This window comes from Lysobacter sp. Root667 (genome assembly GCF_001427715.1).
GTDB lineage: Bacteria > Pseudomonadota > Gammaproteobacteria > Xanthomonadales > Xanthomonadaceae > Lysobacter.
Window position 1 is genome coordinate 1 of sequence record NZ_LMHF01000012.1, and the last position, 13,075, is coordinate 13,075.

Annotated in this window: 12 protein-coding genes; 7 read left to right on the forward strand and 5 right to left on the reverse strand. The window is 67.7% G+C overall.

Going from position 1 to position 13,075, the window contains the following annotated elements; all coding sequences use genetic code 11:
• Positions 1 to 1,359 (forward strand): RHS repeat-associated core domain-containing protein (locus tag ASD78_RS11445; protein ID WP_056101472.1); only part of this gene is annotated, 1,359 nt, incomplete at its 5' end.
• 41 nt (positions 1,360 to 1,400) lie between these two features.
• Positions 1,401 to 1,691, forward strand: coding sequence for a hypothetical protein (locus ASD78_RS20745; RefSeq protein ID WP_162250162.1), 291 nt, complete (start codon positions 1,401 to 1,403; stop codon positions 1,689 to 1,691).
• Between the two features lie 48 nt (positions 1,692 to 1,739).
• Here the strand turns inward: ASD78_RS20745 and ASD78_RS11450 are convergent, their stop codons facing one another.
• Positions 1,740 to 2,012 (reverse strand): BolA family protein, encoded by a 273-nt coding sequence (locus tag ASD78_RS11450; RefSeq protein WP_056101880.1) that lies wholly within the window; start codon positions 2,010 to 2,012, stop codon positions 1,740 to 1,742.
• A gap of 11 nt (positions 2,013 to 2,023) precedes the next feature.
• Positions 2,024 to 2,323, reverse strand: a complete 300-nt coding sequence (locus ASD78_RS11455; protein WP_056101476.1) for a YciI family protein — start codon at positions 2,321 to 2,323, stop codon at positions 2,024 to 2,026.
• A gap of 178 nt (positions 2,324 to 2,501) precedes the next feature.
• Between ASD78_RS11455 and ASD78_RS11460 the strand changes: the two genes are divergently transcribed.
• The 5 genes from ASD78_RS11460 to ASD78_RS11480 all read left to right on the forward strand — a co-directional run bounded on the left by ASD78_RS11460 (position 2,502) and on the right by ASD78_RS11480 (position 9,712).
• A complete protein-coding gene (locus ASD78_RS11460) occupies positions 2,502 to 3,755 on the forward strand; it encodes a zinc-dependent metalloprotease (RefSeq protein ID WP_056101479.1) in 1,254 nt (417 codons plus the stop codon).
• Positions 3,756 to 4,361: 606 nt separating this feature from the next.
• The gene (locus tag ASD78_RS11465) at positions 4,362 to 5,360 is read left to right on the forward strand and encodes a ScpA family protein (protein WP_082575575.1); all 999 of its coding nucleotides are present in this window, start codon (positions 4,362 to 4,364) and stop codon (positions 5,358 to 5,360) included.
• 85 nt (positions 5,361 to 5,445) lie between these two features.
• A complete protein-coding gene (gene scpB / locus ASD78_RS11470) occupies positions 5,446 to 6,444 on the forward strand; it encodes an SMC-Scp complex subunit ScpB (RefSeq protein WP_056101482.1) in 999 nt (332 codons plus the stop codon).
• Positions 6,441 to 8,129 (forward strand): pseudouridine synthase, encoded by a 1,689-nt coding sequence (locus ASD78_RS11475; protein ID WP_056101485.1) that lies wholly within the window; start codon positions 6,441 to 6,443, stop codon positions 8,127 to 8,129. The genes scpB and ASD78_RS11475 overlap by 4 nt, the downstream gene beginning before the upstream one ends.
• A 422-nt stretch (positions 8,130 to 8,551) precedes the next feature.
• Positions 8,552 to 9,712, forward strand: coding sequence for an NAD(P)/FAD-dependent oxidoreductase (locus ASD78_RS11480; RefSeq protein WP_056101883.1), 1,161 nt, complete (start codon positions 8,552 to 8,554; stop codon positions 9,710 to 9,712).
• A 108-nt stretch (positions 9,713 to 9,820) separates the two neighbouring features.
• Here ASD78_RS11480 and ASD78_RS11485 read toward each other — a convergent pair whose 3' ends face one another.
• The 3 genes from ASD78_RS11485 to ASD78_RS11495 form a co-directional block, all read right to left on the reverse strand.
• Positions 9,821 to 11,029, reverse strand: coding sequence for a hypothetical protein (locus ASD78_RS11485; RefSeq protein WP_056101487.1), 1,209 nt, complete (start codon positions 11,027 to 11,029; stop codon positions 9,821 to 9,823).
• A 225-nt stretch (positions 11,030 to 11,254) separates the two neighbouring features.
• Positions 11,255 to 11,719, reverse strand: a complete 465-nt coding sequence (locus ASD78_RS11490; protein WP_055899573.1) for a YbaK/EbsC family protein — start codon at positions 11,717 to 11,719, stop codon at positions 11,255 to 11,257.
• Positions 11,720 to 12,126: 407 nt separating this feature from the next.
• Positions 12,127 to 12,924, reverse strand: a complete 798-nt coding sequence (locus ASD78_RS11495) for an amidohydrolase (RefSeq protein WP_056101493.1) — start codon at positions 12,922 to 12,924, stop codon at positions 12,127 to 12,129.
• Positions 12,925 to 13,075 lie beyond the last annotated feature (151 nt).

A 13,075-nucleotide genomic window follows, 5' to 3' on the forward strand; every position in this document is an offset into this window, starting at 1 on the left:
ATGTTCGGCGGCAGCACGCACTACATCAACTACGGCTAYGACGCGATCGACAACATCCGCAGCGTCAGCCACCCGGGCGTGCGCGAGCACAGCTATTGGTACGACACGAACAACCGCCTGACCAATGTCCAGAACAGCGGCGGCGCCAGCGTGGTGGGCCTGAGCTACGACGTGCAGGGCAATCTGAACAACAAGAACGGCCAGCAGTACGGCTTCGACTACGGCAATCGCCTGCGCTGGGTGATGGGCAAGGAGAACTACCGTTACGATGGCCACGGCCGCCGCTCTAAGATTCAGAAGGACAACGGCCTGCAGGAGTGGTTCCAGTACAGTCAGGCCGGGCAATACCTGTTCAGCTCGAAGCTGACGGCCGGCGGGGTGCAGACGACGCAGGAGAATGTGTACCTGAGCGGCAGCGTGATCGCGACGATCGACCACAACTGGCCGAGCAACACGATCATCGCGACCAAGTACCAACACACCGATGCGTTGGGCAGCCCGGTGGCGACGACCGATGCCAGCGGCGCGCTGATCGAGCGGACGAACTACGAACCCTACGGCAGTGCGATCAACAAGACGGTCGATGGCATCGGCTATACCGGTCATGTGATGGATGGATCGACCGGACTAACATATATGCAGCAACGATACTACGACCCCACATTGGGGCGATTCTTGGGCAATGACTCGATAAGCGCAAACTCAGGCACCGGGGATAATTTCAACCGCTATCAATATGCCAACAACAATCCTTACAGTTATATAGACCCCGATGGAAGATGGGGTTGCGTCCCATCCGGATGCGAAATGCGCGCCACAAGATTCGGCTTCTATACCCACACCCCAGGGGGTATATTTCTGGCTAGAAGTGTAGGTGATCCTCTCGCCTTATTTACACCAGACAATATAAATCTCTTAAGCTTTGAATATATTGATCAAGGCCGCCTAAATGAAGCAAAAATCAGCCTGCTTGCGTTTCTTACACCTGCACGATACGGGCAAGCGTTAACAACGGAAGCAAAAACGGCACTCGGCGGCCTGGAGACTCGCGGCTTCCGCGCCCCTCCAGGCACACGTCAGATCCCTGATGGAGTGCCTGATCATTGGAAGATCCGCCCATCACATGAGAACAATGGCGCTTGGCTGTTCGACCCCCAGAACAAAGGCAATGCAATGAGGCTAATGCCCGGAGACCCCACTAGCCCATTCCCAAACTCTCAAAATCCTTATGTTCGCTGGCAGAGAAACGGGCACGCTTTAGATGCGAATGGAAATGTGCTGCCCTCAAAAAAGACCCCAGACGCTCACATACCAATTAACGACTTTATGTTCAAGCCGCAAATTTTTCACAACAAATGACCATGATAAACACTAACGACATATTAGAAAGCCTTCAAGAATTGAGCGACATAGAAGTTCAAATCTCGCTCTGGCTATCAACCGGGCACCCAAGAACATCTTCATTGACAGAGGCAATCGAACAGCTATTTACAGACAGCGGCTTACTGATCGCACCCAAAGCCACTACGTTCGGCCCGGATTTTGACGACTCAGTGAAAGCACTGGAGAAAGCTCTATCCAAAGTCAATAAAAATCAACCCGTTGAGGAAATGATAAAATCCAAGGAAATGGATGTCGTGCGACGCACTGCAAGCAGTGCATTAACTGCCTTCATAAAATCGATCGCCTAGCCTTTGAGGCAGAAATTTGCGATTAAGACACTGCCCAGACCTAGCAGGCTACTCGCCCGGCGCCCTGGCCTTGATCGCCAGCGCATGGATATCCGTCGTCATCATTCCCCCCAGCGCGGCGTACACCGCGCGGTGGCGGGCGATCGGGTTGAGGCCGATGAAGGCAGCGCTGACCACGTCGACGTTGTAATGGCCGCGGCCGTCCTGGGCGCCGGCGTGGCCGGCGTGGCGGTGGCTGTCGTCTTCGACGGTCAGCGACTGCGGCGCGAGCGCGGCTTCGAGCGCGGCGCGGATCGCGGCGACGCGCTGTTCGCGCGGCAGCGGGCCGGCGCTCACGGCAGCACCCGCTTGAACGGGCGCACGTCGACACAGGTGTAGACGCCGGCGGCGACGTAAGGGTCGGCGTCGGCCCAGGCGCGCGCGGCGTCCAGGGATTCGAACTCGGCCACGATCAGGCTGCCGCTGAAGCCGGCCGGGCCGGGATCTTCGGCGTCGATCGCGGGACAGGGGCCAGCCAGCATCAGCCGGCCTTCGTCGCGCAGCGCGTGCAGGCGCGCGATGTGGTCCGGGCGTGCCGCCAGCCGTTGGGGCAGCACGTCGCTGCCGTCATAACCTTCGATGAGATACCACATGTGATTCCGGTCAACCTCCAAGCGTGATGCGGGGTTCTGGGTTCAGCAAATTGAGGGAAATCCCGATTGCATGAACGCAGGTCGATCGCGTCCTAATCGCGGGTCCCGCACAGGGGAACGTGACAACCGGGACATCTTCATTCGGCGGCTGCGCCGCCATCAACTCAGGAGGAGTGACATGAAGTCGAATTCCGTGAAAGCCACGGCCGCGATCGTGAGCATGATACTCGCAGGTTCCGCGGTCGCCGCCGGCAAGCCGCTGGTGAGCAGCACCGCCACGCTGGCCAAGGCGAGCAACGAAGCCGCGCTGGAGAATCTGCTGTCCAGCGCCTCGACCGGTAACGTGCGTCTGGTCAAGGTCGACGCGACCGCGGTGGACGAGCCGCAGATCGAGATCGAGCTCGACGGCCGCGTACTCACCGCCAACCGCAACAAGGTCGAACGCACCGAGACCGGCGACACCGTCTGGTACGGCAACTTCGGCCCGCGCATCAGCGCCAAGACGCTGTCGGGCGTGGATCCGCTGAATTCGGCGATCCTGGTCCGCAGCGGCGACACCGTCACCGGCACCCTGCGCAGCAACGGCAAGCTCTACCGCGTGCGCCCGCTGCCCGGCGGCGAACACGCGATCGTCGAAGTCGACGAAAGCCGCCTGCCGGCCGAACACCCCCACGACTACAACCGCCTGCCGACCATCCGCATGGCCGCGCCCGCCCCCACCGACGACGGCCGGGTCGGTGCGCTCGGCATTCCGCCGGGCCCGACCGCGACCATCCGGGTGATGGTGGTGGCGACCAACCAGGCGGTGACGGCCTACGGCGGCAACATGCAGTCGCTGATCCAGCTGGCGGTGGCCGAGTCCAACCAGGGCTACGTGAATTCCAACGTCGGCATCAACCTGGTCCTGGCCAGCTACAGCACCACCAGTTACACCGAATCGGGCAACTTCAGCACCGACTTGGCCCGCTTCCGCGGCACCAGCGACGGCTACATGGACAGCATCCACACCACCCGCAACAGCAGCGCCGCCGACGTGGGCGTGATCATCCTCAACAACAGCTCGTACTGCGGGCTGGCGTCGGGCATCGGCTCGACCGCGGCGACCGCGTTCGCGTCGGTGTACTGGGACTGCGCGACCGGATACTACAGCTTCGCCCATGAGATCGGGCACCTGCAGAGCGCGCGCCACGACCCGGCCACCGATCCGTCCACCAGCCCCTACGCCTACGGCCACGGTTATCGCTACCAGCCGGCCACCGGCACGCGCTGGCGCACGATCATGGCCTACAACTGCAGCCCCAGCTGCACGCGGCTGAACTACTGGTCCAACCCCAGCATCAGCTACGGCGGCGTGCCGATGGGCACCGCGACCCAGAGCGACAACCAGCGCGTGCTGGTCAACACCAAGGCCACCGTGGCCGGGTTCCGCTGAGCGGGCCTGGTTGAACCAGCCTGGTTGAACCAGCCTGGCAGAACCAGCCTGGCTGAACCGCAATCGCCGCACTGGCACGGGACACGCCGGGCGCATGCCGCCCGGCACACTCCGCACCGCCCCGCTGAACGCCGGCGCACCCGGCGTGGCACGTCCAGCGCCGGCCCCCCGGCCGGTGCTGGACACTGCGGGCGCAAGCCCTTACCCTAAGTGTCAATTGCCCGAGGCCGGACGCAGCGGCCCGTCGCGACAGGTCTCCCACACCGTCGCCACGTCCAGCACCCGCATCTCATGAATGCGCCGGTGCAGTGCTGCAGACCACCGGCCCGCGCCCGCAACCCTCTCGTTCTTCGTCGCCACGCCCTGCTGCGCGGTGCACGGGTCGAGCCGTTCGGGCCAAGCACGACCTTTTAGCTTCGCCTCGCCTTCGACCCAACCGGTCCGCGTCAGCCGCCGGTTCGTGCAGGTACCTCCGGGTGCCGGTCGCAGCGCGCGGACCCGTGGTTGCCGAAACCCGTCGTCACCGGCGCCGTTGCTCCTGGGGCCAGACCGCCCACCGCAACGTCGCCACCAGCAGTGCCCACGGCCCGGAGGGGCCGGCCCCGAATGACCAACGAAAACGTGTCCGACGAAGCGCTGCCCGACGAGCCCGCGCCCGACGATTCCGCGGCGGACGCCCCCGCCGCCGGCGTCGAGCCCGCGCCGGCGGCGCCCGAAGACACCGCGCCCGCTGCGGCCGCCGCGAGCCGTCCGCAGCAACAGGAAATGCCGCTGGCGACGATCCACGGCCAGCCGGTGCTGCAGATCCCGCAGGACCTGTACATCCCGCCGGACGCGCTGGAAGTCATCCTGGACGCGTTCGAAGGCCCGCTGGACCTGCTGCTGTACCTGATCCGGCGCCAGAACCTGGACATCCTCGACATCCCGGTGGCGGACATCACCCGCCAGTACGTCGAGTACATCCAGGCCATGCACGAGATGCGTTTCGAGCTGGCCGCCGATTACCTGGTCATGGCCGCGATGCTGGCCGAGATCAAGTCGCGCATGCTGCTGCCGCGCGCGCCCAACGAGGAAGGCATCGAGGAAGACCCGCGCGCCGACCTGGTCCGGCGCCTGCAGGAGTACGAGCGCTTCAAGAAGGCGGCCGAGGACATCGACTCCCTGCCCCGCCAGGACCGCGACACGGTCCCAGTGCAGGCCTTCGTCCCGGACCGCGCGTCGATCCGCCTGCCGCCGCCGGTGGACCTGAAGGAAATGCTGCTGGCCCTGCACGACGTGTTCAAGCGCGCCGAGCTGTACACCCAGCATGCGATCAAGCGCGACGCGCTGAGCGTGCGCCAGCGCATGGGCGAGCTGCTCACGCGCATGGCCGACGGCGTGTTCCACCGCTTCGAGTCGCTGTTCACGGTCGAAGAAGGCCGCCTGGGCGTGGTGGTGACGTTCCTGGGTCTGCTCACCCTGGCCAAGGAGCAACTGATCGAGATCGTCCAGGAAGGCCCGCTGGAACCCATCTACGTCAAGTCGCTGGCGCTGATGAAGGACCCCGACGAGATCGAGCTCAGCAGCGAGTTCGACCACGCCGCCAACGACGACCCGGCGGGCTGACCGCCCGCACCTTCCGGGCCGCGCGTCCGCCCTGCGGGCGCGACGGCCGCAAGCCCCGCATACCACGGTACGAAACGCACGCCCCATGGACCAACACTTCGTCACCCGCATCGTCGAGGCCGCCCTGCTCGCGGCCAACCAGCCGCTGACCCTGGCGCAGCTGCACAGCCTGTTTCCGGAAGACCAGCCGGCGCCCGCCGACAGCGTCGAGCAGGCGCTGGAAGCGCTGCGCGAGGGCTGCAAGGAGCGCGGCGTGGAACTGGTCGAGCTGGCCTCCGGCTTCCGCTACCAGGTCCAGGCCGACGTCCACCCCTGGGTGGCGCGCCTGTGGACGGAGCGTCAGACCCGCTACACCCGCGCCACCCTGGAAACCCTGGCCCTGATCGCCTACCGCCAGCCGATCACGCGCGGCGAGATCGAGCAGGTCCGCGGCGTCGCGGTCAACAGCAACATCATCAAGGCCCTGGAAGAACGCGAGTGGATCCGCGTGGTCGGCCACCGCGACGTGCCCGGCAAGCCGGCGCTGTTCGGCACCACCAAGACCTTCCTGGACTATTTCGGCCTCAAGCGCCTGGACGAGCTGCCGCCGCTGTCGGAACTCAAGGACATCGGCGACCTGGAGCCGCAACTGCAGTTCGACGGCCCGCCGGCGCCCAGCCAGATCGAAGCCGGCGGCATCGGCAACGGCGGCAACGCCGAGGACGCGCAGGCCGACAACGATGAGGCCGGCAACGAGGACATCGGCGACGATGAACTCGGCGGCACCGAAGCCGACGACGCGAACGTCGAAAGCGCGGACGACGCGGACGCCGATACCGACACCGATTCCGAAGCACCCGAACCCACCGCCGTCGCCGATTCCAGCACCGAAACCGGCGCCGACGACACCGACGCAGGCGATTCCGCCGACGCCGGGCAAGACAACACACCCGAATCCGTCCCCATGGACGACCCCGATGCCGCGCCGGGCGAGCGCGCGGCAGACGCGAACGATCACGAGCAAGACCCTCACGCCGTCGAGACGACGACCGTTCCGAATACAGAGGCCGAGTCCGAAGACGACCGGCCGGAGCAACAGAAATGAGCGAACACAAACCCCGCAAGCTTTCCCTGAAGCGCAGCGGTGACGCCGCCTCCACCGAGGCGCCGCGTCTGGAAGAGCGCCTGCACAAAGTGCTGGCGCAGGCCGGACTGGGCTCGCGCCGCGCGCTCGAACAGCGCATCGCCGACGGCCTGGTCAAGGTCAACGGCGAAACCGCGCAGATCGGCATGAGCATCAAGGGCGGCGACAAGATCGAACTCGACGGCCGCAGTTTCGTCGCCAGCGCGCTGACCGAGCCGGCCCGGGTGCTGATGTACAACAAGCCCGAAGGCGAAGTCACCACCCGCGACGATCCCGAAGGCCGTCCGACCATCTTCGAATCCCTGCCCGCCCTCAAGGGCGCGCGCTGGATCGCGATCGGCCGCCTCGACATCAACACCACCGGCCTGCTGCTGCTGACCACCGACGGCGAGCTCGCCAACGCGCTGATGCACCCGTCGTTCGAAGTCGAACGCGAATACGTCTGCCGCGTGCGCGCACCGGAAGGCCAGGACAAGGTCGCCGACAACATCGTCGACCGCCTCGCCCGCGGCGTCTCGCTGGACGACGGCCCGGCCAAGTTCGACGAGATCGAACGCATCGGCGGCAGCGACTCGCACGACTGGTTCCGGGTCGTGGTGAAGGAAGGCCGCAACCGCGAAGTGCGCCGCCTGTGGGAATCGCAGGGCTGCCAGGTCAGCCGCCTCAAGCGCATCCGCTACGGCACCGTCTCGCTGCCGCGCGAACTGCTGCGCAGCCAGTCGCAGGAGCTCGCATCCGACAAGGTCGAGAGCCTGCGCACCGAACTGGGCCTGGAAGACGGCACCCCGTCTGCGCTGACGCTGCAGCCGGTGATCGGCCAGCGCAAGGCCACCAAGTCCACCGTCCATCTGTCCGGCGGCGAGCGCTCGCCGGGCTACGTCAGCGGCCACAACACCGCCGACGAAGGCCGCGAACTGCGCCGCTTCGACAACGTCCGCGAAGATCGCGGCGGTCGCGGCCGCGGCGGTCCGCGCAAGCACGGCGGCCTCACGGTCAGCGGCGAAGCCGCGGCCAACCAGTCGCAGAAGCCGTTCAAACAGCGCAAGGACAAGGGTCCCAAGCCGCTGCCGGACGGCAATCCGGCGGCGTTCCGCACCTGGTACGTGCCCGATGGCGTCGACACCGGCCCCAGCGGTCATCGCAATCCCGACAGCCGCGGCCCCAAGAAGCCCTACGGCGGCAAACCCGGCGGCGGCGGCGGTCGTCCCGGTGCCGGCGGCGGCGCCCGCAGCGGCGGCGGCTACGGCGGCCAGGGCCGCTCCGAGCGCGGTCCGGGCGGTGGCGGCGGCTTCGGCGGCGAACGCAGCGGCGGTGGCAACAGCCCCTACGGCGAGCGTCGTGGCGGCGGCGGCGGTGGCGGTCAGGGACAAGGCCAGGGTCAGGGCCAGCGCTCGCGTCCGTACGGCCATCCGGGCAACGCGCCCAGCTTCCCGTCCGATCACGCCAACCCGGGCGCGGGCGGCTTCAACCCCTACGGCGATCGTCCGCGCAGCCCGCGTCCGGCCGGCGGCCCGGGCGGCAAGCCCGGCGGTCGTCCCGGCGGCGCGCCGCGCCCCGGCGGCGCACGCCCGAACCCGAACGGCCCGCGTCCCGGCGGCCCGCGCGGCGGCGGTCGTCCCGGCGGCGGTCGCGGTCCGCGCGGCTGAGGTCTGACAGACGATTGACGCCGATCTTTCGCGGTTCGCTTTCAGGGCGAATCGCGTCGGATTCCGGTTCGACCAAAGGGCGCTGCGGCGCCCTTTGGTTTTTGTGGCGGCGCTATCGCGTCCTTTGTTTTTGCGGCGGCACGGCGCGCTTTAGTTTTTGCGGCAGCGCTGCCGCACCTCTGTTCTTGCGACGGCACCGTTCGCCCTCATCCGCCCCGCAGGCATCTTTCCCGCCCGCGAGAACAGAACGCAGCCAGGGCTTGCGGCTCGGTTCGCGAGTCGCCGTTCGGATGAGGCTTCGCTCCCTTGGCGCGTGTGCCCGAGCTTGAGCGTTCCCCCACACCGTCGACTTCACATTCACCCCATCCACGCTTCATCGCCTCGCGCGACAGTGGCGGCGTCCCCTGATTCGGATGCACACCATGTCCCGCCACGACCCCTCCTACGACTGCGACGTGCTCGTGGTCGGCGCCAGCTTCGCCGGTGCGGCCTGCGCGCTCGCGGCCGCGCGCGCCGGCCTGCGCGTGACCGTACTGGAACGCAAGACCGATCCTGGCGAACGCCTGCACACCACCGGCATCGTGGTCAAAGAGGCCGCCGAGCAGACCTGGCTCAACCGCGCGCCCAGCGACTGCCTGCACCGGGTCGAGCGCGTGCGGCTGTACTCGCCGCGCCTGCGCAGCCTGGCCCTGAATGCGCCGGGCTACTACTTCCTCACCACCGACACGCCGCGGTTGATGCGCTGGTTGGCCGACGAACTGCGCCGCAACGGCGTCGACCTGCGTCTGGGCGCGTCCTTCACCCAGGCCCGTCGCGACGGCGACGGCTGGCAGGTCGAAGGCATGTCGCAGGGCCTGCTGCCGATCGCCTGCCGCGCGCGTTGCCTGGTCGGCGCGGACGGCGCCAAGTCGCGCGTGGCCGAGCGCGCCGGGCTGGGCCGGGTCAGCGAGTTCCTGTACGGGATCGAATACGAGTTCGCCGGCGCGAGCCTGCCCGAGCCCGACGCCCTGCACTGCTTCGTCAGCAAGCGTTACGCGCCGGGCTACATCGGCTGGGTCGCGCAGAATCCGACCGGCGTGCAAGCCGGTCTGGCCCTGCGCCACGACCCCGAACGCGCGCGCGTGCCCGACATCGACGGTTTCCTGGCCCGGGTCGGCGCCCTGGTCGGCCTGCCCGCCGATACCGTGCCGGACTCGACCCGTGCCGGGCTGATTCCCTGCGGCGGCCCGGTGTTCCCGCTGGCACGCGACGGCGCCCTGCTGACCGGCGATGCCGCCGGCATCGTCTCGCCGGTGACCGCCGGCGGCATCCATTCGGCCTGGGCGCACGGCTGGACCCTGGGCCAGGCCTTGGCCGCGCATGTACGCAGCGGCGGCCCGGCGCCTGAGCAGGTCGCGATCGACAGCGCGCCGCGCTTCCGCACCAAGCGTGCGCTGCGCTGGGCCTTCGACCGCTTCCAGTTCGACTGGCCGTTCGACCTGCTGCTGCATTCGGCGCCGCTGCGTTGGGCGGCCGAACAGGTGTATTTCCACAAGCGCGGCGAGAGTCAGGCGCAGGCGCGGTCGATGCGGCGGGTGGACTGAAGCGCCCGCAAGCCCGGCCGGGCCTGCGGATACGCGGCGCCGGGGCGAGTTTCATGCGGATCGTCGCGAGCGTGCGACGGCTATTCCCACGGCCCCGCGCGACGAGCCTTATTTCGCTGCGCTGAGTTCCTCGAACCATGCCAGCGTCGGCGCATAGCTCAGCGCGGCACTGTTCCAATGATCGACCGCTCCCAAGGGATGCAGCGACAAGTTGCCGCCGCGCGGCTTCGCATAATCGTAGAAGGCCCGCGCCGACTCCGGCAGCACGTCGGTGTCGGCCTCGCCGTAGTAGATCCGGAACGGCGCCGCCGGTGTCCAGGCGTAAGTCTGGTTTTCGTCCAGCGCGCGGGCGAACCAGGTGTCGTCCCCGGCTTCGAACGCGCGCAGGAACTGTGGCCGGAACAAGCGACGCGCGTCCGTCGGCAGTGCGGGCACGACCTGCTCCGGCGCCTTGGTGCCGTCGAACAGCGCGGGCACGGCGTCGGCGTACTCGCGAGTCAGCATCTCGTCCAAGGGATGGCCGTAGTAGATCGAATAGGCGTTGGCGATGAAGGCGAAATAGCCGGCGTTGTTCGCCGCCGAGGCATGCGCGGGCGAAATCTTGCGCAGCATCAGCGCGTGCAGGTCGTAAGGTCCGGCGATGCCGACCGAGCCGTGCAGCCGATAGCCGGGCAGCGGTTCGCGCTCGAGCGCGCGATGCAGGCCGGCGACGCTCTGGCCGCCCTGCGAGAACCCCATCAGGTACAAGGACGGCGACCCGTTGCGCCGCAGGCGCGCACGCGCGCTACGTAGCGCGCGCAGCAAGTCGATCGAGGCGTCGACCTGCGCGGCAACGATGACGTAAGCCTGCGGACAGGTCGAGACGCCCAAGCCGATGTAATCGGGCAGCACGACTTCGAAGCCGTTGCCGGCGAACACCGCGGTCTCCTCGTTGCCGTCGACGCGGTCGGGCAGCGAGGGCGACGACGCTCGGGTCATCTGGGTGCCATGCAAGTACATCACGGTGCCCTTCGGCGCCGCGCCGCGTTCGGGCACCGACCACAGCCCTGAGGCCCGGGTCGGACGCCCCTGCGACCGGGTCCAGTACACGATGCGGTAGAGCTTGGCGCCACCGGCGACGGCGATGCCGCCTGGGAACTCGGAGGCGATCTGTTGCAGGTGCGCTTGGTCGAACGATCCCAGAGGTTCCACGGCGATGAGGTCGCCGCGGCCCTGCCCTTGCGCCGCTTCTTCGCGGGCGGCGGCGGCGGGCCGATGCGCGCTGCAGCCTGCGAGCGCTATCGCGCCGGCCGCGATCAGGCCGAGGATCGTTTTCAAATGTGGCATCCGTGATTCCCGCAGCCGGGCCCCGGTCGGCGCGACCGGGGCCCGGCTACGTTTCGGCAAAGCGGCAATGGGGCACAGTGCCATCGGTCACGCGCGCAACGCCGGCCGGGGCCGCGCGACCGGCAGCGCACAGGCGTGTTCGCTTCGTGTTCGCTCCGGACACGCCTTGATCGACGGCGCGGAGGTGGCATCGCACCCCCGTCCCGATACCGGGATTCAGTGACGCGTGAGCGTCGCCACGTGCGGATGCACCAGTTGCTCGAAGTCCGACCAGGCCATACGCATCAGCTCGCGGTGGTTGCCGGCGTTGAACGCGATCCGCTCCTCCACCGCCAGGCTGTCGGCCGCATAGACCTCCAGGCCGTAGAGATTGCCGAACGGCGGCATCGCGCCGACCTCGCATTCGGGGAAGCGCTCCTTGAACTCGGCCTCGCTGGCCAGGGCCACGTACTGCGCGCCGCTGGCCTCGCGCAGGCGCGTGAGCCGCAGCCATTCGTCGGCGGGCACCAACGCCATCGCTAGGCGGCCGTCGAGTTTGACCATCACGGTCTTGGCCATTTCGTGGTCGTCGATGTCGGCGCTGACCGCAGCCGCGTGCGCGGTGGGTGCGTAGGGATGGGCGAGCATGTCGTAGGCCACCTGGTGCGAATGCAGGTAGTCCTCTAGTCGTTGCGATGCCATGGCGGGCTCCTCCGGTGCGGGGAGCCGGCGCCGCGGTCCGGGCCGGCCGGACGCTGGGCGCCGGCATCCGTTGGATGCGGTTACCGTGCGGCTTGCGCGGTTACGCCAGTGTAGTCCCGGCTGCGCAGGCAGATGTGGGCGCGGCGTGAGGTGGCGATGAATGGGCGATGGTAGCGGCGCCGCCCGCCCGGATTCGCGTATCGCGGCTCACGCCGCTCCTACCCCAAAGCTGGCGAATCCGCTTTGGGGTAGGAGCGGCGTAAGCCGCGACCGTGATGAGTCACGGCGCGGCGAGAATCAGAGCGTTGCGGAATGCGGAGGCAGCGAAGTCGGAGCAGGCGGCGCAGGCAGCCGGCGGTTCGCGGTCGCGGCTTACGCCGCTCCTACCCGGAAGCGCCCTGCCCCGCTCACTTCAACTCGAACGCGTCGCCGTCCAGCATCGCCGGGAAACGCGCACGATGCGCGGCCAACTCGTCCGCCAGCAGGGTCGTGGTCGCGACCACTTCCTCGTCGGTGCATTCGCTGACCGCATGGCCGAGGAAATCGATCACCGCGCTGTCGCCGGAATAATGCAGGCCGTTGCCGTCGTCGCCGACCCGGTTGAGGCCGGCGACGTAGCACAGGTTCTCGATCGCGCGTGCGCGCAGCAGGGTTTTCCAGGGATGGGCGCGCGCCGACGGCCAGTTGGCCACGTACAGCAGCAAGTCGTAATCCAGCGCGCCCGGCCGTTCGACGTCGTAGCGGTTGCGCGAATACACCGGGAAGCGCAGGTCGTAGCAGACCTGCGGGCAGATCCGCCAACCCTTCCACTCCACCGTCAGGCGTTCGCGGCCGGCCGCGTAACGCTCGTGCTCGTTGGCGTAGCGGAACAGATGACGCTTGTCGTAGGTCTGCAGCGCGCCGTCGGGCGTGGCGAACAGCAGGCGGTTGAACACGCCCTCGTCGGTGCGCAGCTGCACGCTGCCGGTGACCGCCGCACCCAGCTTGGCCGCCTGTTCGCGGATCCAGGCCACGGTCGGGCCGTCCATGGTCTCGGCGTTGCCGATCGCCTCATTGCTGAAGCCGCTGGTGAAGGTTTCCGGCAGCAGCACCAGGTCGGTGGTGCCGTGCAGCGCGGAAATCAGGCGGCCGTAGTAATCGCGATTGCCGGCGGGATCGTGCCAGCGGGTGGCGCCTTGGACCAGGGAGATGCGCAGGTTCTGCATGGGGATGTCAGGGCGTGGGGTCGCGGGGTCGACCGATGAGCGACATCGTATCGCCGCGGCCGCGTTCGTGCAGCCGCCGCGCCGGAATCCGGCGGCGGCGGCGTGAGCGCATGCTCAAAACGGCATGCTGAGAACGGCATGCTCAAAACGG